Source organism: Deinococcus aestuarii (assembly GCF_018863415.1).
GTDB classification, from domain to species: Bacteria; Deinococcota; Deinococci; order Deinococcales; family Deinococcaceae; genus Deinococcus; species Deinococcus aestuarii.
On sequence record NZ_JAHKSN010000004.1, the window covers coordinates 117,265 to 135,000 of the forward strand.

The window sequence follows — 17,736 nt, forward strand, 5'->3', positions numbered from 1 at the left end:
GATATGGCCTACAAGGACTACTACGACGTTCTCGGCGTCTCACGCGGCGCCTCGGACGCCGACATCAAGAGCGCGTACCGCAAGCTCGCCAAGCAGTACCACCCCGACAAGAACCAGGGCGACGAGAAGGCGGCCGAACGCTTCAAGGAAATCGGCGAGGCGTACGCGGTGCTCTCCGACCCGGAGAAGCGGCAGGTCTACGACCAGTTCGGGCACACCGGGCAGGTGCCGCCGGGCTACGGCGGGGCGGGCGGAGGCTTCCAGGGCGGCGACTTCGCGGGCTTCGACCCCTCGCAGTTCAGCGACTTCTTCCAGGGCTTATTCGGCATGGGCGGACGGCGCGGCGGGGGCGGTGGGTTCCAGGGGGGCGGCTCCCCGGGCGGGCAGGTGAACCTCGAAGACCTGCTCGGCGGCATTGGCGGCACCCAGGGGCGAAGATTCGTGCAGAACGTGGAGGGCGAACTCCAGGTCACCCTGGAAGAAGCGTTCAACGGCTCGGACGAGGTGATCAACGTGGACGGCAAACGCCTGAGCCTGCGCGTTCCGGCGGGCACGCGCGACGGCAGCCGCCTGCGCCTCGCCGGGCAGGCCCCGGGGGGCGGCGACGTGCTGCTCACCATCCGGGTGCTTGAGGACGCCCGCTTCGACCTCGACGGCGACGACCTGATCACGGCGGTGGACGTGCCCGCGCCCGTGGCCGCGCTCGGCGGGGACGTGACGGTGCAGACGCTCGGCGGCGGCGGCCACCTCAGGATTCCCGCCGGAAGCAGCGGCGGGCGCCGGATGCGGCTGCGCGGCCAGGGCTGGCCGAAGAAGGACGGCACGCGCGGGGACCTCTACGTGCGGTTGAACCTCACCATCCCGAAGGACCTCGGCGAAGAGGAGCGGGAACTGTACCGCCGGTTGCGCGAGCTGCGGGAGTAGGGAGGGCGCCCGGTCGAGAGCGTTCGGCGGTCGGCAGACTGCTTCACCAGGAAAACGGGCCTCCTGAGCAGAACCGTTTCCTCTTCCGGGGACGGTTTCTTTGCTTGCGGGCTCGACGACCCGGACGCGGCCACCGAGGGCGGTCGGGGCAGCCTTATTGGCAGGTGGAGTGGCCGAGTACCATGAGAGGGCATGAAAAGACACCTCGCTCTGCTGGCCGCCTGCCTTCCCCTGCTGTGCGCGTGCAGCCAGGCCAGCGTGCCCGAACAGCTCACCCTTTACACGGATTCGGTCCTGGTGGAGTGCGGCGGCTTCACGGTCCCCGGCTCCATAGCCTGCTTCCAGACGTACCGCCTGCCGGAAAACACCCCCTACCATCGCTTCTTCAGGAACGAAATCCAGGGGTTCACCTTCGAAGCAGGCTCCGAGTACACCCTGCTCGTCTCCGTGAAGCGCATCGAAAACCCACCTGCGGACGGGTCGAGCCTGGAGTACACCCTGATTGGTGTGCTGGATCAGCGTCGCCCCTAGCCAGCTTCGCTCGCGCTCAGGACGACAATTCTTCTTTCGTCAAACGCTCCAGGGAACGGACGCACCGGGCACGTCATCCCCCAGCGTCCTCTGGTAAGGCTGGGCGTGCTGAGCCTGCCGCGCTGTCACCGAGCGGAAAGACGAGGGCTCCCTCCAGACTCGGAAGGGAGCCCTTCGCACTTGCCCGCCCTTAGCTGTTGTTGTTCTCGCTCGGCACGCTCACGCCCTGGAGGGCCTGCTCGTCGGCGTTGCCAATGGCGCGCACGGCGAGGTCACCGAGGCTGACCATCCCCACGACCCGCCCGTTCTCGGTCACGGGAATGCGGCGCAGTTGCTGGCGGCCCATCTCGTCGGCGGCGTCCTCCACGCTGGTGTCCGCGTCCATCGTGAACACGTCGCCGGTCGTGTAGTCGGTGACCGCCGTGCCGTAGTCGTGCCCGTAGGCGACCGCCCGGATCACGATGTCGCGGTCGGTGATGATGCCGGTGGGTCGGTCGCCCTCCATGACCAGCACGGCGCCGATGTCCTGTTCCAGCATCAGGGTGGCGACCTCCTTGAGCGTCGCCTGCGGGTCCACGGCGATGGGGTTGGGCGTCATGATGTCTCGAAGTGTCGGCATAGGTGAACCGTAAGCCCCGGGGCGCCGTCCTCTCGTGGGAACTTGCTAAAGAAGGCCACGAAAAGGGGAAGGCGCCCACTCCGGCGCCTTCCCCTGCTGACTGCTGATCGCTGACGGCTGACCGCCTACCTCATCAGCCAGTCGAAGCTCGTCTTCATCAGGGCACTGCGGCTCTGGGGCGAGAGCCCTTCCAGCCCGAAGCCCATGTTCACGGTGCGGTACTTGCCCGCGTCGTTCACCACGATGGCTCCGGCGTTCTCGCCCGCGTTCTGGGCCGTGACGCGGGGGCGCGCCGAAGGCTGCTGGCCCTGGAAGACCTGGCGCAGGATGGTGCCGACCACGTTGGCGGCGAGGCGCTCGACGAGTCCGCGCGGGTCCTGGACCTTCTGCTGGGCGCGGCTGCGGTTGGCGTCCACCCGGATGCTCTGGGCGGTGATCGTGCCCGCATTCGCGTTCGCGCTGCCCCAGCCCGCGACGACCGCGCTGCCGCCGAGGTCGGCGATCACGTCGGGGTAATACTGGTTCTTCGCGCTGCCGTCGGCGTTCAGGGTGAAGGCCGTGTTGCCGAAGGCCCCGCGCGTCACGAGTTTCGGCGTGCCGCCGCTGTCGGCCACGAAGCGCGTCTTGAGCACGTCCCGGTAGAAGTCGCCCGCGCCGATGTCGTAGCCGATGTCCTGCCCGGTGACAAGGAGGCGACCGCCGCCCGCGAGGTACTGGCGCAACGTGTTCTGGTCCTGCGCGGTGAGCGTGTTCTGGTACTGCTCGCCCGTCGCCCAGACCACGAGGTCGGCCTGCCGCAGCTCGCTCAGGGGCACGGGGCCCTGCGCCTGCACGTTCCACACGAAGGCCCCGCCGGACGCGGCGTTCGCCTTGACGGCATCGCGCAGCGCCCCCGTCACGTCGGCGCCCTGCCCCATGTCGTCGTCCACGAGGAGGACGCTGGGTTTCTTGCCCGCGCTCGGGGCGGGGGTCGGCGCGGGAGCCGGGGCCGGGGCCGGAGCGGGCGCGGGAGCCGGAGCCGAGGCTCCCGGCTGCACGTCGCGGATGAAGCAGGCCTTTTTCACGTTGACGATGGGGTCCACGCCCCACTCCTCGACTGTGCACTTGAAGCCGTCCGTGCCGATGCCGGTGGCGAACTTGCCCTGCGCCCCGAAGGCGGCCTCCTTCTTGCCCTGGAACTTGCAGTCCTCGAACTCCATCGAGCAGTACTCGAAGCCCGCCGGACCCGTGGGCCGCCCTGCCGAGGGAGCGGGAGCGGGCTGGGGCTGAGGTTGGGGTTGCGGCTGCGGCTGCGGCTGGGGTTGGGGCTGCGGCGCGGGCCGGTTGCCCTCCAGGTTCACCCCGAGCTTCCCGAGGGCGCCGGGCACGTTGATCACCCCGTAGCCGACGTTGTTGTTCTTGCTGCCCGCGTTGCTCGCGCTGGAGTAGAGGGCCTGCTTCACTGCGTCCACGCCCGTGCCCGGCTTGGCGCCCAGCATCAGGGCGACCGCGCCCGCCGCGATGGGGCTCGCCTGGCTGCTGCCGCTCAGGGCCCCGTACTGCCCGTTCGGGAAGGAACTCGTGATCTCCACCCCGGGGGCGGCGACATCCGGCTTCACGAAGACGCCGTTGATCTGGCCCTGCCACGCGACCGGGCCCCGGCTGCTGAAGCTGGCGACCTGCCCGCTTCGGTCCACCGCGCCCACCCCCACCACGTCGGGGATGTTGCCGGGGCTGCCGGTGGTCGAGCTGTTCGGGCCGAAGTTGCCGATGGCGAACACGGGCACCACGCCCGCCTTGAGCATGTTCTGGACCGGGGTGATGAACTCGTCGTAGGTGCCCGGAATGCCGAGGCTCATGTTCACCACGTCGGCGCCGTCGTCGGTGTCCGCGTTGTTGTCGGGGTCGAGGACGTACTGCATTCCCGCGATGACCTGCGCGAAGGTGCCCTCGCCGTTCGGCAGCACCAGGGCGCTGATCAGCCGCGCGTCGGGCGCCACGCCCACGCTCTTGCCGACGAGCAGGCCCGCCGTGTGGGTGCCGTGGTTGGTGGAGTCGCGCGGTCCGGCATTCGTGCGGTCGCCGTTGGCGTCGAACTCGGCGAAGGCGGCGAGCTTCCCGGCGAGCTCGGGGTGGTTCGGGTCGATCCCGGTGTCGAGGTGCCCGATGCGGACGTTCTGGCCCCGGAAGCCCGCCGCCCACGCCTGGGGCGCCCCGATGCTCTGGAGGTGCCACGGCGTGCCGCTGGGGGCCGAGGACTGGCTGAGCGCCACGGCGCGCGGCACCTGCACCCGGAAGTTCTCGAATACGGTGTCCACGAAGGGCAGCGTGGCGAGCACCCGGGCCTGCACGGGCGTCATGGGAAGGTACACGCTCTGGTCGAGCCACAGTTGGGTGGCCCGGCCCGAACTGAGCGCCTGGGCCACGAACCCGGCGGCGGGCCCGAGCTGGTTGATGCGGTTCTGGAGCTGCTGGCGGGCGTTCTTGAACAGCCCCCGGCCCCGCGCGTCGTTGGCGAACTTGAAGCGCACGATCACGCCGACCGTACTCTGGTCACCGCGCTTGGCCCGCTCCAGCAGGGTCGGCGAGAGGGACCCGGCGCTCGCCGTCGCCCCGCCGCCCAGGGCCAGGGCCGCCCCGAGCAGGAGAATGGCTTTCTTGGTTCTCATGCCACCCAAGCTAGCGGGGGGCCGGTGACGCGCCCTGAAGCCCCGGTGAGGAGTTCTTGAAGTGGGGTCAGGGGCGCGTCATCTTGGGCTCAGGAAGGCCCCGGGCGCCCACCCTTAGCGGGTGTAGCCGAAGATCACGCCGCCCTCGTGGATCGTGCCGTGCATCATGCTCAGACGGTAGTAGCTGAAGACGACCTGCCCCCCGGCGAGTTGCAGGAGTTGCAGTTGCCCGTTGACCCCGTTTTGCGTGACCGGGCTGTTGCCCTTGACCACCCACTCGTAGCCGCCGCGAATGTCGAGCGTGCGGTCGGGGGCGGCGCTCACCGGGATGGGCCGGGGCCGGGTGGCGAAACCCTCCGGGGTCCGCAACTCGCCCGTCGTGAGGTCGAGGACCAGCCCGCGCAGGACACCGCCCAGGCCGGGGGCGTCCCCGAACCTCAGGCGGTTGCCCTCCCGGCTCAGCGGCAGCTTGAGCACCTTGCCCGTCGCGGTCAGCACGGGCTGGAACACCAGATACCGCTCGAACTCGGTGCGGGTGATGCCCAGCCGCTCGTCGTAGGCGGGTTTTTGCCCCTTGGCCGCGCTCACCATCACGGCGCGCAGGGCGTCGGGGCTGCCGCCCGCCCGGGTGACCTGCTGCTGCAACGCCACCAGGGTCAGCCGGGGTTGCTGCTCCATGAACTGCACGATCTGCCCCGGCTGCGGCAACAGCGCCCCGAGCCTGGCCGCCCAGCCGCCCGGAGAGGGGAGCGAGGCCGTTCCCGCCAGCGCGAGCGCGCCCGTCACCGTGACGGCGAGGGCAAGCAGCGGTTGCAGGGGAAGACGGGCGGCTCTCATGCCGAAGGCGAGCATACGGCCCCCGGGTGAGAATTCCCCGTCCCCAGGCTCATCCCGCCTCACCCCGGCGTCAGGTGCCCGTCACCTTCGCGGCGGGCACCTGACGGGGCGGGCAGCGGGGGGCTCTACGCCTTGCCCACGCTCCCGAGCACGCCCATCTTGTGCTCGACAATCTGGCTCATCACCTCGCGGGCGGGCCCGAAGACCTTGCGCGGGTCGAACTCCTTGGGGGTCTTCTTCAGCACCTCGCGCACGCCCACCGTCATGGCGAGCCGCAGGTCCGTGTCCACGTTCACCTTGGCGATGCCGTGCTGGCACGCGAGGCGCAGGTCCTCGTCCGCGATCCCGGCGGCCTCGCCGATCTCGCCGCCGGAGTCGCGGAAGCGCAGGACGATCTCGGCGGGCACCCCGCTCGACCCGTGGGCGACGAGGGGGATACCGACGAGGCCGCCGATCCGCTCGATCCGCTGCTGGTCGATGTACGGGCGGCCCTTGCCCTTGTACGCCCCGTGCGAGGTGCCGATGGCGATGGCGAGGTAGTCGGTGCCCGTCTCCTCCACGAACCGCACGGCCTCCTCGGGGTCGGTCAGGAAGGCGTCTTTCTCGTCCACGACGACGTGTTCCTCGATGCCGCCGAGCCGCCCGAGTTCGGACTCGACCGAGATGCCCATCGCGTGCGCGGCCTCGACCACCCGCCGGGTCTCGCGCACGTTCTCCTCGAAGGAGTGGTGCGAGGCGTCGATCATGACCGAGGTGAAACCCATCCTGATCGCCCTCAGCGCGTTCTCGTACGAGGAGCCGTGGTCGAGGTGCAGGGCGACGGGCACGGTGGCGCGGGTGGCGATGTCGATGACGATGTTGGCGAGGTCCTGGCCGCCGTACTTGATGGCCCCCTCGGACATCTGGACGATCACCGGGGAGCGCAGTTTCTCCGCGGTGTGGATGATCGCCTGGGTGATCTCCATGTTGTTGGTGTTGAACGCTCCGACGCCGTACTTTTCGGCGCGGGCAGGAACCAGGATGTCGTTTCCGGTCACGAGCATGGGGGCCTCCTTTGGCGGGTTCCACTCTACCCGCCGTGAACGGGAGGGGGAACGAATCGGCTATCCCGGACGGGGGCGGTGCCCCAGCCCCGGGCGGTAGGATAGGTCCATGACGACCTCCACTCTCCCCGTGCCCGACTTCGCGGCGCGGATGGCCGAGCGGGCCCGGCGCATGAACGCGAGCGCCATCCGCGAGATCCTCAAGATCACCCAGGAACCCGACGTGATCAGTTTCGCGGGCGGCCTCCCCGCCCCCGAACTCTTCCCCATCGAGGACGTGCGCCAGGCGACGGACGCCGTGCTCACCCGCTACGGGTCGGCGGCGCTGCAATACTCCACGACGGAGGGGCACCCGCCGCTGCGCCGCTGGATCGCACAGCGGGCCGGAATCGAGCCGCACCACGTCCAGATCGTGACCGGCAGCCAGCAGGGGCTCGACCTCCTGGGCAAGGTCCTGATCGACGAGGGGGACGTGGTGCTCGTGGAGTCGCCGACCTACCTGGGCGCCCTCCAGTCCTTCCAGCCGTACGGGCCGCGCTACGTGCAGCTTCCCACCGACGACCACGGCATCGACACGGACGCGCTGGAAGCGGTGCTGAGGGCCCAGCCCGCCAAGCTGCTGTACGCCATCCCCAACTTCCAGAACCCGACGGGCCGCACGCTGAGCCTGGAGCGCCGCCGCCGCCTCGTCGAGCTGACGGCGCGGTACGGGGTGCTGGTGATCGAGGACGACCCCTACGGCAAGCTGCGCTTCACGGGCGAGGAGCTGCCGAGCCTCTACGACCTCGCGCTGGAGCTGGCGGGGGGGCCCGAGCGCAGCCACGTCATCTATTGCAGCTCCTTTTCCAAGACGCTCGTGCCGGGCCTGCGCGACGCCTGGCTCCAGGCCGCCACGCCCATCATCGGCAAGGTGGTGCAGGCCAAGCAGGGGGCGGACCTCCACACGCCCACCCTCAACCAGATGATCGTCACCGAACTCGTGGACGACGTGATGCCGCGCCAGATCGAACTCGTGAAGCGGGCCTACGGGGAGCGGGCGCGGAACATGGTGGCGAAGATCGGGGAGCACCTGCCCGCAGGCATCCACCACACCACGCCCGAGGGGGGGATGTTCCTGTGGGTCACGCTGCCGGAGGGGATCGACACCCAGCCCATGCTGGCGCGGGCGGTGGCGCGCAAGGTCGCATACGTGCCCGGCAATCCCTTCTTCGCGCTGGGCGGCGGGCACAACACCATGCGCCTGAGCTATTCGAGCGCGACGCCGGAGCAGATCGACACCGGGCTGAGAGCGCTGGGGGAGACGATCCGGGAGGCGCTGGACTGAGGGGAGGCAGAGAGTGGGGCGCGGGACGCGGGAGGTTCGTTCTTTCCCCGCTTCCCGCGCACTATCATCCTCCCCGATGAGCCCTGACCGCCCCCTCGGCGTCTTCGACAGCGGCGTCGGCGGCCTGAGCGTCCTCGCCGAGCTGCGGCGGGCGCTGCCGGGCGAGGACTTCCTGTACCTGGCGGACACAGCCCACGTCCCCTACGGCGCGCGGACGGACGAGGACATCCGCGACCTCACCGCGCGAGCGGTGGCGGCCCTGCACGCGCGGGGCGCCAAGGGCGTGGTCGTCGCGTGCAACACGGCCTCGGCCTTCAGCCTGACGCACCTGCGGGAGCGGTACGGGTCGGGCGAGGGGCCCTTCCCGGTGATCGGCCTCGTGCCCGCCGTCAAGCCTGCGGTCGCGGCCACGAGGTCGGGTGTGGTCGGCGTGCTGGCGACTCCGGGCACCCTACGCGGCTCGCTCTTGCAGGACGTGATCCGGCAGTGGGCCGAGCCTGCGGGCGTGCGGGTCCTGACCGCCGTGAGCGCCGACCTCGTGCCGCTGGTGGAATCGGGGCGGGCGGAGAGCGACGAGGCGCGGGCCGTGCTGCGGGAGGTGCTGACGCCGCTGAGGGACGCCGGGGCGGATCAACTCGTCCTCGGCTGCACCCATTACCCCTTCCTGGCGGGCAGCGTCCGCGCCGAGTTCGGGGAGACCTTCGCGCTGGTGGACAGCGGGGCGGCGGTGGCGCGGCATACCCGCAACGTGCTGTGCGGGGCCGGGCTGCTGCGGGAGGGCGGGGCGGGCGGGAGCGTCACCTACCTCGTGACGGGGGACCCGGAGCGGGCGCGGCCCGTCATCACCACGCTGGTGGGCGGGGCGGGGCAGAATACACAGGTTATGCAGGTGAGCACTTGACCGTTTCCCTCCCCGCCCGCGTGGGCCGTGACGCCCTGACCCCCCGCCCGCTGAGCGTCGAGCGCGGGGTGAACCCGCACGCCCCCGGCAGCGCCCACCTCAAGCTGGGGCGCACCGAGATTCTCGCCACCGTCAGTGTGGACGACAAACCCGCCCCGCACATGCGCGGCAAGAAGGAGGGCTGGCTGACCGCCGAGTACGCCATGCTGCCGCGCGCGACCACCGACCGACAGGCCCGTGAGCGCAACCTCCAGAACGGGCGGCGGCACGAGATTCAGCGGCTGCTGGGCCGGGCGCTGCGGGCCTCGGTGGACCTGCGGCACTTCCGCAACCAGACCCTCTACGTGGACTGCGACGTGCTGGTGGCCGACGGCGGCACCCGGGTCGCCAGCGTGCTCGCCGGGTACGCGGCCCTGCACGACCTCGCCGACCGGCTGATCCACTCGGGCAGGCTCTCCGAGTGGCCCCTCACGCACGTCGTGGGGGCGGCGAGCGTGGGGCTCGTCGGCGACGAGCTGCGGGTGGACCTCGACTACGCCGAGGACAAGGTGGCGCGCGCCGACCTGAACGTGGTCGCCACCGACGCGGGCCTGCTGATCGAGGCGCAGGGGGGAGCGGAGGAGGGGCCGATCACGCCGGAGGAGTACGTGCGGCTGCTCCGGGTGGGGGTGGAGGCGGTCGGGGGGCTCCTGCGCGAGTTGCACCGGCAGTTGTAGACCTCTCCCCCTGCGTGCTGCCGGGCTCCCGGGAGCGGGGTGCGCTAGACTCCCCGCGAGACCAAAGGAGGATGGGCATGGGTGTGACAGGATTTATCGGACGGGCGCTGCTGGCGAGCATCTTCATCAAAAACGGCCTCGATCACCTGCAAAATCCGGGGCCCATCGTGCGCGCGGCCAAGGGGGCCGAGATTCCCCAGCCCGAACTCGCCGTCAAGGCCAACAGCGCCGTGATGCTCGGCGCGGGGGCCCTGCTCGCCCTGGGCATCGCCCCCCGCGCCGCGAGCACGGCCCTCGCCGCCAGCCTGATCCCCACCACCGTGATCGGTCACCCCTTCTGGGACAAGAACGGCGCCGAGCGCTTCCACCAGCAGACCCACTTCATGAAAAACCTCGCCCTCTTCGGGGCGCTGCTGGCGGTGGGGAGCCGGAAGTAGGGGGAAGCGGTCAGCTCTCAGCCGTCAGCAGGGGGCTCCCGGTGGGGGCCTCTTCTTCTGGGTAAAGGGAGCTTGGGGTCAGGCCGCCGCCGGGCTCACGAAGGGCCGGGAGGATGGACGGCATGACCGACTACAAGAGCCGGGAGCTGAACGACCCCAGCGACATCGACCTGCAAGACACCATCGACGAGGGGATGCAGGGGGCCTCCGGCGACATGAACGCGAACGGGCTGGAGGGCGGGGCGGACTCCGAGCAGAAGCTCGAAGAACTGGGCGAAAACCTCCAGGGCCTCACGGGAGCGGGCGGGGGCGCCCTGCCGGGGCCGAGCGACACCGAGTAGGCGGAAGAAATTCGCGGGGCGGCACAGGTCCCGAGTGGGGCCGGTGCCGCCCTTTTCCTGTGACCCGCCTACAGCTCCAGTCCGTGCGGCGTCGGCACGCCCGAGGGAATCGCCGTCACCAGCACCTCGTACTTCCCGGTCACGAAGACCTTGAAGCCGTGCTTCTGAAGCTGGCGCCGGGCGGCGGCCACGTCGGCGAGGAGCAGGCTGAGGTCGGGCCGGGCGAAGTTACGCGTGCGGGCGCCGTAGCTCAGGAAGCCGTCCCGGTAACGGGCGTTCGGGAAGCCGAGGATCAGGCCCCCCGTGGGGGTCAGGTGCTCCCGCCGCAGGGCGCGGAGGACGCTTTCCAGCCCCACACCGGGGCTTTGCAGCAGGCTCAGCGCCAGCACGAGGTCGAAGCGGCCTAAGCCGGGGTCGGGGAGCGTGTTCACGTCGAGAGGCCGGAAGGTCGCGCGGGAGTGCCGGGCTCGGGCGAGCGCGAGGGCCGACTCGTCGAGGTCCACCCCGAGCACGTCGAAGCTCCGCTCCGGGAAGGCGAGGGGCAGCGCGTCCAGTTCCCGCCCCGCATTCACCCCCAGGGCGAGCACGCGCCCGCGGGCTGGCGGATTCACCCGCCTCAAGGCCTCCACCAGCGTGAACAGGAACATGGGGTCTTCGAGCTTGTCCACCCGGGCCCACTCGCCGCCCGCGCCGTAGCCCCCCGCGTCGGGGGCGGGCACGCTGGCATAGGTCCTCAGCCGCACCCGGACCCTCCCCGCCCCCGCCCGCTCGGGGGTGAGCAGATGCGCGCCCAGCAGCTCGGCGAGGTCGGCCCAGGTCTGCCAGGGGCGGTGCAGCCCGTACGGGCTGGGTTCGCCCGCGTAGAGACCCAGGCCCACGTCGGGATCGGGAACCGTCAACGTCACCTCCCCCCGCGCCGCCAGGGCCGCGCGCACGGCGGGCAGGATGACGGACAGGGGTTCGCGGGTGAACGTCAGGTCGGCAGCGGGGAGCACAGCTCGCAGGCTAGAGCGTGGGGACAAGAAAAGCCCCCGCCGGGCGTGAACCGGGCGGGGGGAGGAGGAGGGCTCAGCCCTGGAGCGCGGCGGCGAGCTGGCGCAGGCCGTCCTGGTCCTCGGCGGGGGCGGCGCTGGCGAGCCGCTCGGTCTCGCGGCCCAGGCCCGGCAGCAGGCCGGCGGCCTGATCCAGGTCACCCGAGGACAGGGCCCCTTGCAGCTCGGCGAGCTGGTCCACGAGCGTCTCGGCGCCCGGAACTCCGCTCAGGGTCTGGTGCCAGTCCATCACGACGCTCGCGGCGGCGCTGGGGTCCACGTCCGTGATCCCGCCCTGAAGAGCCTGCAAGGTCTGCTGAAGCTGTTCGTTCATGCCCTACCTCCTTTGAACTGGTCTTGCCCGGCCATCAGACCCCCCCGGGGGGCGGCAATATGTACAGGGTCCTACCATCTGCGCCCCGGCCGAACAGACATAGCGCCCCAGCCCACAAAGCTCTGGCCCCCCTTCCCGGAGATACTGCCCCATGAGCCCCTACCGCGACGCCGCGCACCTTCAGGCCCTCCTCGACCGGGTGCTGCGGCAGGGCTACGCGGCCCCCGAGGCGGGCCTGATCCTGCGCCAGCGGTTGGCCGTGGCCTTCGTGCTCACGGCGCCCGAGTTACGTGCCCGGGTGGACGGCCGCGACGGGCAGGAGGCCCACGTCACCTTCGGGGAGGAGGCTGCCGGGCCCGCCGACCTGACCTTCCAGATGGACGGCAGCGCGGCGCACGCCTTCTGGATGGGCGAGCTGAACCCGGTCGCGGCGATGTCGTCGGGGCGGATGCGCATCGGGGGTGGCCTGCTGCGCGCCCTGGCCCTCGCGCCGGGGCTGCCGCATCTCCAGCGGGCGTACCGGGAGGCGTACGCGGCGGACCCGGGGGAGGCTGGGCCCTTCTCTGAAACGGTGCGCTAGCGGGGGGCCGCCCGGGTCGCCCGCACGTTCAAGCCGTGCAGTTCCCGGTAGAAGTCGGCGTTCGGCACGTCCGCCAGGCCCAGGTCGGCGAGCGCCTCCTCGAAGGTGGTGTCGGGGTGGGCGGCCAGGCGGGCGAAGGAGGCGAGGTTGCGCTCGATCAGGGACGCGTCGTGCCCGCCGCCGTGGCAGGGCAGGATCACCGCCGGGTCCAGCGCCCGGAGACCCCGCATGGTGGCGAGCAGCACGGGCAGGTCGGCGTCCCTTTCGGCGTAGGGGAAGGGAAATTCCAGGGCGTCCGCCGCGAGCAGGAGGCGAGGTTCGGGAAGCCACACGACGAGTTGATCCGCGCTGTGCCCGGGGGCGGGTCGCAGTTCCAGCGTCAGGTCTCCCCCGTCGATGGTGAGGGAGCCGTCAAAGGTCACCGTCGGCGGGTGCAGGACCACTCCGGCGAAGCGGGCGTCCTCGGCCTGCTTGCGGGCCAGCTTGTCGCGTGCGGCCTGCGAGCGCAGGACTTCCCCCGCGAGGCGGCTCGCCAGGATGGGCGCGGGGTGCGGGCCGCCCGGCGCGAACAGCGCGTTGCCCCAGGCGTGATCGAAGTGGCTGTGCGTGTTGACGACCAGCAGGGAGCGCCCCGCCAGATCGCCCTGCAAGAGCGCCAGCATCTGCGCGGCCTCCCCCGGGGTGCCGAAGGTGTCCACGACGACCACGTGCCGCCGCGTGACCACGGCGAAGCAGTCCACCTCGGTGCCTGACCGGAACATCCGCCGGCCGCTCCGTGATCACGGGAAGCACGCTAGTACCCCCGGTGCGTGACCACCGCACCCCGCTCCTCCAGCCAGCCCGTCACCGTGCCGACCGCCGCCTTCACCCCCGGCGTGATGATGGGCCCCCCGAAGCGGGCGAGCCGGACGAGGTGGGTGCCGTCCCCCCGCCCGGTCACGCCGACGAGGACCTCCTGCGTCAGCTCCCCCTCGACGACGTGGGCGAGGCACACCCAGCCGTCCTTGCCCAGGCTGCGGTACAGGTCGAGGAGGACGACGGTCCAGCCGGACGGGTCCTCGCGGGTCTGCCCGCCGCGCGCCGTGTGTTTGCCGAACTCGCGGGGGCCGAACTCTGGCGGCAGGGTCAGGATGGCGTGGGGCACGTCGGGGGACTCCTCCTTAACGGGATAGCGGGTGACGGCCCCGTGGGGCACGTGCGGGTGAGCGGTCGGCGTGAAGCGGGCGTGATGGGCGCCCAGGCCCAGGTCGCGCCACTTCAGGGCGTACTTCGTCTCCAGGGCGGCGGGCGGCGCACCCGTGAGGTCCACCCGCATCACCCCGCTTTCCTCCGCCTCACGGCAGGCGAACTCGAAATACTCGTCGTGGTCGGTGGTGAGCAGGACCGCTCCGCCTGGCTTCAGGCGGCTGGCGGCGAGCCGGAAGAAGGGGGCGCGCAGCAGGCGGTGGTCGGTGTGCCCCGCCTTGGGCCAGGGGTCGGGAAAGTTGACGACGATGGCGTCGAGTGCGCCCTCCGGCACCACTTCCCGGACGAGGACGCTGGCGGGCAGTTTGGTGAGGACGGCGTTTTGCAGCCCCGCCGCCCGCAACCGCCGCTCCGCCTTGAGCAGGCTGACCCCGCTGAGTTCGACGCCGAGGTAATTGGGCGCCTCGGGGAAGGTGGCGGCGTGGTGCGGCCAGAACCGCCCGTCGCCGAAGCCCACCTCCAGCACCCAGGGGCGATCCGGGGTGTCCGGGTAGAGACGCGCGGCCGCGTCGGGGAAGTGGAAGTCGGAGAGGCGGGAGATCACGGCGTTTCCCCCCCTCCCAGCCTCCCCCACGAGGGGGGAGGAGTGAAGAGGAGTTCCCCCGCCAGCCGCGCCGCGTCCTCCAGCACCGAGGCGTAGGTGTGTTCGCCCGGCGTGCAGCGGCCCACCGCGTACACCCGCTCGAAGCGCCCCAGGCGGAAGCCGTCGAGTTCAGTTGGGGCCGGGGTCAGGAAGCGCACGTCGTAGGGCGGCGCCCCCTCCACCCCGGCGGCGGTCTGCTCGCCCCCGATCAGCCACACCCCGCTCCGGGCGAGGTCGTCGGCCAGGAAGTCGTAGGCGACCTCGGAAAGGCGCCCGGCTTCCTCCATCGTCTCGCCGATCAGGAGGCGGCCCTTGAGAAACGAACCGACCGCCAGGACGACGAGGCGGGCGCGCAGGGCCGGGCCCTCCCAGGTGGAGAGCGTGACCTCCCCCTCCCCCTCGTCCAGCTCGGTCACCGTGCTTTGCAGGAGGTGGATGCCCGCCGTGCCCTCGATCTCGGCCTTCAGGTGGCGGTGGAAGGTCCAGCCGTCCGTCTCGGGGGCGATCCGCCCGGCGACGAGGGCGAAGACGCTGCCCGGTGGAAAGCCCGCGCCCTCCACGGTCGGCTGATACAGGTTCCCGAGGTGGTCGAGGGCCTGCGAGACGAGGAGTACGTCGGCGCCCGAACGCGCGAGACGCCAGGCGAGTTCCGTGCCCGCGAGGCCCGCGCCGACCACGGCCACGTCGTAGAGGTGCCCCGGCTGCGGCTGGCTGCGGGGGTGAAGGGGTCCGAACATCAGGGGGGAGTGTAGAGCAGGCGGGGGGGAGACGGTCAGCTTGGATAAGCCTCACGCGCTCCCGAGAGCCACAGGAGATGGCGGGCCACCCCTTCGACGTGCTCGTCCCAGTGCGTCTGTGCGGTGAACTTCAGTAGCGAGACCGCCCCCAGGGGGTCCTGCCCTGCCAGCCGCAGGGCGCTCTCGAACTCTACAGCGATATCAGCCAGATCATCGGCAGCGTCGCCAATGTGGGTGGAAACATCATGGGTGAAGCCCTGTTCAGTCTCGCCGTCATAAAACCCAAGTTCGGGCCAGGAGTCGGAAATACGTGCCCGAAAGTCTCGGTAGAAAGAGCGCGGCTCGAAGTCGTCAGACCAACTCCAATCGTCGGGCAAACCCTGGACCTGCTGGAGCACCTCCAGAAGACGCTTCCTCAGTTCCAGAACTGACGCCGAGTTCCGCTTCAGAATCAGGAGTTGAGTAGGCTGCACGACTCCAGACAGGAATGCGGCGGCTTCCCGTTCCCTCACCGCTCCGTCTTCACCTGATACGACCCGTCTCCCTCGCCCGTGAAGGTCACGGTGCCCTGCTGGTCGGTGCGGTAGATGCGGACGTTGTTTTCCCTGTAGAGGTCGAGCGCCGTCTTCGTCGGATGGCCGTAATTGTTCTCGCCCACGCCGATGACGACGTTCTCGGGACGGACGGCGGCGAGCCAGGCCGGGTGGTCGCCGTTCGCCGCGCCGTGGTGGATGCTCTTGTAGAGCTGGAAGGGGCCCTGGATGTCGGCCCGGTCCTCTTTCAGCCAGGCTTCCGTCTCCGGCTTCTCGCTGTCTCCCGTCATCAGGGCGCGGAACTTGCCGAACTCGATGCGCACGCCGACGCTGTTGTCGTTCTGGTCGTCGCCCATCCCGGCGGGCGGGGCGATCACGCGGACCTTGACGGAGCCGAGGTTGACGACTTGATTGTTCGCCTTCTGGAAAGTGGTTCCCGCCCCCTCCAGCGCCGCGACGAGGCGTTCCCACGTCTGGGTCGTGCCCGCGATGCCGTTGTTGATAAAGAGGGTGGGTTTGGCCGCCTGCGCGGCGGGCACCAGCCCCGCGATATGGTCGGCGTCGGCGTGGCTGGCGACCATCAGGTCAATCTTGGTGACCCCGTAGGTCGCCAGATGCTCCCGCAACCGAACGGCGCTGCGCCCGCCGTCGTAGAGCATGGTCTTGCCCTCGGGGCTGGTCACGAGCACCGCGTCCCCCTGCCCCACGTCGAGGAAGCGGAGGGTGACCTGCCCGGTGGGGGTACCCGTCCCACCCTTCTCCTTCCCGCCGCCCCCCGCGCACGCCGCGAGGCTGACGATCAGGCCGAGCACGAGCACGCCCGCGAGGTCGCTGGTGCTGGGGCCGTGGTGGCCGACCCTGCCGTTCTTGGCCTTAGCAGCCCTCTTGCGGATGGGGGCTTTGGAGGTTGCCTTCTTGCCGCTCACAGGGTGATCTCCCCTTCCCCCTCGCGGGGCGTCGCCGCGTTCAGGCGGTCAAGGTCGCGCTGGGCGGCCTCACGGCGCGCCCTGGTTTCCAGCGGCAGGAGGCGGACGGTCACGCCGTCGGGGCCGTCCTGCACGGCGAGGAGGTCGCCCTCACGCACCCCGTCCGGCAGGGCGGAGAGGGGCAGGTCGAAGGTGCGGCCGTCCCCCCGTTCTATCCGGGCGACAGGGCCACGCGGGCCGTCCTCGATGCCGTCCACCGTCCAGCGTTCGGGGCCGTGGAAGTCGCGGCGTTCTTCGTCCTTCACCTGTACAGCGTAGCGCGGCGAACGGCCGAGCTGGGGGACGTGCCACACTGCCCCATGCACCACGGCCTGACGCTGAGAGACGGCGACCTGAACCTGCGGCCCCTGACGGAGGGGGACACTTCGGCGCTGTGCGTGCTGGCGGTGGACTGCGGCGGCGAGTTGCGGTGGATGGGGTCGCCTCCGATCCTACCCGCCTACTACCGGGCCGCGCTGGACGCCCCCGACCAGATGCCCTTCGTGGTGGAGGTCGGCCACGAGCTGGCCGGGAGCACCCGTTACGGCGACATCCGCACCGCGAATTCTGGCCTGGAGATCGGGTGGACGTGGCTCCACCCCCGCTGGCACGGCACGGGCACAAATCGCCGCATGAAGCGCCTGCTGCTCGCCCACGCCTTCGAGGAGATGGGGATGGAGCGGGTGCAGCTCAAGACGGACCTTCTGAACACCCGCAGCCAGCGGGCCATCGAGGGACTTGGGGCCGTGCGTGAGGGCGTGCTGCGGCGGCACATGCGCAGGCCGGACGGGACGATGCGGGACACGGTGATGTACTCGGTGACGCGGGAGGAGTGGCCCGCTGTGGCCCGGCGACTCGCCGAACAGACCTAGCCTCCCCGAGCGACAGGGGCGGCCCCCTTCTTCCCGGTCGGCCGCCCCTCTTCCCGCTCAGCCCTCCTCGTACTCCAGATACGTGTAGCCCAGCAGCTCCTCGCCGTAGTCCTCCAGCAGTTCGTTCTCCTGCTCGGGGGTCAGCGTCCCTGCCCCCAGGGCGGCGTCGGCCTGATCCTCGATGGAGTCGCGCAGCATGGGTTCCTCGTAGCCCATCGACTCGATCATGCGCCGCGCCTTCTGGCCGCGCACGAAGAGGTCGAGGTGGAACTTCCCGCCGGGCCGCACCGTCACGTGCGCCTCGTTCACCTTGCCGAAGAGGTTGTGCGCGCTGCCCAGCACGTCCTGATACGCGCCCATCAGGAACACGCCCAGGTAGTAGGGCTCGTGGCCGGGCTCGTGCAGCGGCAGGGTCGCCTTCACGTCGCGCAGGTCGATGAACTTCTCGATCTTGCCGTCACTGTCGCAGGTGATGTCCACGATGGTGCCCTGGCGGGTGGGCTTCTGGTCCAGGCGGTCCACCGGCACGATGGGA

At 70.6% G+C, this 17,736-nt stretch carries 22 protein-coding genes (1 of these 22 only partly in view); 9 read left to right on the forward strand and 13 right to left on the reverse strand.

Going from position 1 to position 17,736, the window contains the following annotated elements; translation table 11 throughout:
* The first annotated feature begins 3 nt into the window (after positions 1-3).
* Both IC605_RS07855 and IC605_RS07860 read left to right on the forward strand, forming a co-directional pair.
* A complete protein-coding gene (locus IC605_RS07855) occupies positions 4-924 on the forward strand; it encodes a DnaJ C-terminal domain-containing protein (protein WP_216321363.1) in 921 nt (306 codons plus the stop codon).
* 192 nt (positions 925-1,116) lie between these two features.
* On the forward strand, positions 1,117-1,455 hold the full coding sequence (locus IC605_RS07860; RefSeq protein ID WP_216321366.1) for a DUF4377 domain-containing protein: 339 nt from the start codon (positions 1,117-1,119) through the stop codon (positions 1,453-1,455).
* A 190-nt stretch (positions 1,456-1,645) separates the two neighbouring features.
* Here the strand turns inward: IC605_RS07860 and IC605_RS07865 are convergent, their stop codons facing one another.
* From IC605_RS07865 to fba, 4 genes are all read right to left on the reverse strand, one after another.
* Entirely contained in the window at positions 1,646-2,074 is a 429-nt protein-coding gene (locus IC605_RS07865; protein ID WP_216321368.1) for a CBS domain-containing protein, read from the reverse strand.
* Positions 2,075-2,199: 125 nt separating this feature from the next.
* On the reverse strand, positions 2,200-4,722 hold the full coding sequence (locus IC605_RS07870) for a S8 family peptidase (RefSeq protein ID WP_216321371.1): 2,523 nt from the start codon (positions 4,720-4,722) through the stop codon (positions 2,200-2,202).
* 114 nt (positions 4,723-4,836) lie between these two features.
* Positions 4,837-5,559: a hypothetical protein gene (locus IC605_RS07875; RefSeq protein WP_246580563.1), complete on the reverse strand. Its 723-nt coding sequence runs from the start codon at positions 5,557-5,559 to the stop codon at positions 4,837-4,839.
* Between the two features lie 125 nt (positions 5,560-5,684).
* A complete protein-coding gene (gene fba / locus IC605_RS07880) occupies positions 5,685-6,602 on the reverse strand; it encodes a class II fructose-1,6-bisphosphate aldolase (RefSeq protein WP_216321376.1) in 918 nt (305 codons plus the stop codon).
* Between the two features lie 109 nt (positions 6,603-6,711).
* Between fba and IC605_RS07885 the strand changes: the two genes are divergently transcribed.
* From IC605_RS07885 to IC605_RS07905, 5 genes are all read left to right on the forward strand, one after another.
* Entirely contained in the window at positions 6,712-7,926 is a 1,215-nt protein-coding gene (locus IC605_RS07885; protein WP_216321379.1) for an aminotransferase-like domain-containing protein, read from the forward strand.
* Between the two features lie 76 nt (positions 7,927-8,002).
* Positions 8,003-8,827: a glutamate racemase gene (murI, locus tag IC605_RS07890; protein ID WP_216321382.1), complete on the forward strand. Its 825-nt coding sequence runs from the start codon at positions 8,003-8,005 to the stop codon at positions 8,825-8,827.
* Positions 8,824-9,543 carry a ribonuclease PH gene (gene rph, locus IC605_RS07895; protein ID WP_216321386.1) on the forward strand — a complete coding sequence of 240 codons (720 nt, stop codon included), beginning with the start codon at positions 8,824-8,826 and terminating at the stop codon, positions 9,541-9,543. The genes murI and rph overlap by 4 nt, the downstream gene beginning before the upstream one ends.
* Positions 9,544-9,620: 77 nt before the next feature.
* Positions 9,621-9,980: a DoxX family membrane protein gene (locus tag IC605_RS07900; protein WP_216321388.1), complete on the forward strand. Its 360-nt coding sequence runs from the start codon at positions 9,621-9,623 to the stop codon at positions 9,978-9,980.
* A 122-nt stretch (positions 9,981-10,102) separates the two neighbouring features.
* On the forward strand, positions 10,103-10,321 hold the full coding sequence (locus IC605_RS07905) for a hypothetical protein (RefSeq protein ID WP_216321391.1): 219 nt from the start codon (positions 10,103-10,105) through the stop codon (positions 10,319-10,321).
* Positions 10,322-10,389: 68 nt separating this feature from the next.
* Here IC605_RS07905 and IC605_RS07910 read toward each other — a convergent pair whose 3' ends face one another.
* Positions 10,390-11,316 (reverse strand): class I SAM-dependent methyltransferase, encoded by a 927-nt coding sequence (locus tag IC605_RS07910; RefSeq protein ID WP_343216540.1) that lies wholly within the window; start codon positions 11,314-11,316, stop codon positions 10,390-10,392.
* 73 nt (positions 11,317-11,389) lie between these two features.
* A complete protein-coding gene (locus IC605_RS07915) occupies positions 11,390-11,686 on the reverse strand; it encodes a hypothetical protein (RefSeq protein ID WP_216321394.1) in 297 nt (98 codons plus the stop codon).
* A gap of 151 nt (positions 11,687-11,837) precedes the next feature.
* Here IC605_RS07915 and IC605_RS07920 point away from each other — a divergent pair, with 151 nt between their 5' ends.
* The gene (locus IC605_RS07920; RefSeq protein WP_216321397.1) at positions 11,838-12,266 is read left to right on the forward strand and encodes a hypothetical protein; all 429 of its coding nucleotides are present in this window, start codon (positions 11,838-11,840) and stop codon (positions 12,264-12,266) included.
* Here the strand turns inward: IC605_RS07920 and IC605_RS07925 are convergent.
* Genes IC605_RS07925 through IC605_RS07950 form a run of 6 tightly spaced genes read right to left on the reverse strand, consistent with a single transcriptional unit; the run spans position 12,263 to position 16,595 of the window.
* Entirely contained in the window at positions 12,263-13,027 is a 765-nt protein-coding gene (locus tag IC605_RS07925) for an MBL fold metallo-hydrolase (RefSeq protein ID WP_216321400.1), read from the reverse strand. The two genes, IC605_RS07920 and IC605_RS07925, sit on opposite strands and share 4 nt — an antisense overlap.
* Before the next feature lie 32 nt (positions 13,028-13,059).
* Positions 13,060-14,055: a tRNA (guanine(46)-N(7))-methyltransferase TrmB gene (gene trmB / locus IC605_RS07930; RefSeq protein ID WP_216321403.1), complete on the reverse strand. Its 996-nt coding sequence runs from the start codon at positions 14,053-14,055 to the stop codon at positions 13,060-13,062.
* Positions 14,052-14,831, reverse strand: a complete 780-nt coding sequence (locus tag IC605_RS07935) for an FAD-dependent oxidoreductase (protein ID WP_216321405.1) — start codon at positions 14,829-14,831, stop codon at positions 14,052-14,054. The genes trmB and IC605_RS07935 overlap by 4 nt, the downstream gene beginning before the upstream one ends.
* A gap of 35 nt (positions 14,832-14,866) precedes the next feature.
* Positions 14,867-15,343 carry a hypothetical protein gene (locus tag IC605_RS07940; protein ID WP_216321408.1) on the reverse strand — a complete coding sequence of 159 codons (477 nt, stop codon included), beginning with the start codon at positions 15,341-15,343 and terminating at the stop codon, positions 14,867-14,869.
* On the reverse strand, positions 15,340-16,290 hold the full coding sequence (locus tag IC605_RS07945) for a ComEC/Rec2 family competence protein (RefSeq protein ID WP_216321412.1): 951 nt from the start codon (positions 16,288-16,290) through the stop codon (positions 15,340-15,342). Before IC605_RS07945 ends, IC605_RS07940 begins: the two co-directional genes overlap by 4 nt.
* Positions 16,287-16,595 carry a DUF3006 domain-containing protein gene (locus IC605_RS07950; protein WP_216321414.1) on the reverse strand — a complete coding sequence of 103 codons (309 nt, stop codon included), beginning with the start codon at positions 16,593-16,595 and terminating at the stop codon, positions 16,287-16,289. Before IC605_RS07950 ends, IC605_RS07945 begins: the two co-directional genes overlap by 4 nt.
* A gap of 54 nt (positions 16,596-16,649) precedes the next feature.
* Here IC605_RS07950 and IC605_RS07955 point away from each other — a divergent pair, with 54 nt between their 5' ends.
* On the forward strand, positions 16,650-17,201 hold the full coding sequence (locus IC605_RS07955; protein WP_216321416.1) for a GNAT family N-acetyltransferase: 552 nt from the start codon (positions 16,650-16,652) through the stop codon (positions 17,199-17,201).
* Positions 17,202-17,258: 57 nt separating this feature from the next.
* Here IC605_RS07955 and speA read toward each other — a convergent pair whose 3' ends face one another.
* Positions 17,259-17,736, reverse strand: partial view of a biosynthetic arginine decarboxylase gene (gene speA, locus IC605_RS07960; protein WP_216321419.1) — the final stretch only. Its footprint extends 1,433 nt past the window's final position; 478 of the gene's 1,911 nt are visible here — the last part of the coding sequence; its start codon lies beyond the right edge, outside the window — the gene reads right to left on this strand; its stop codon occupies positions 17,259-17,261.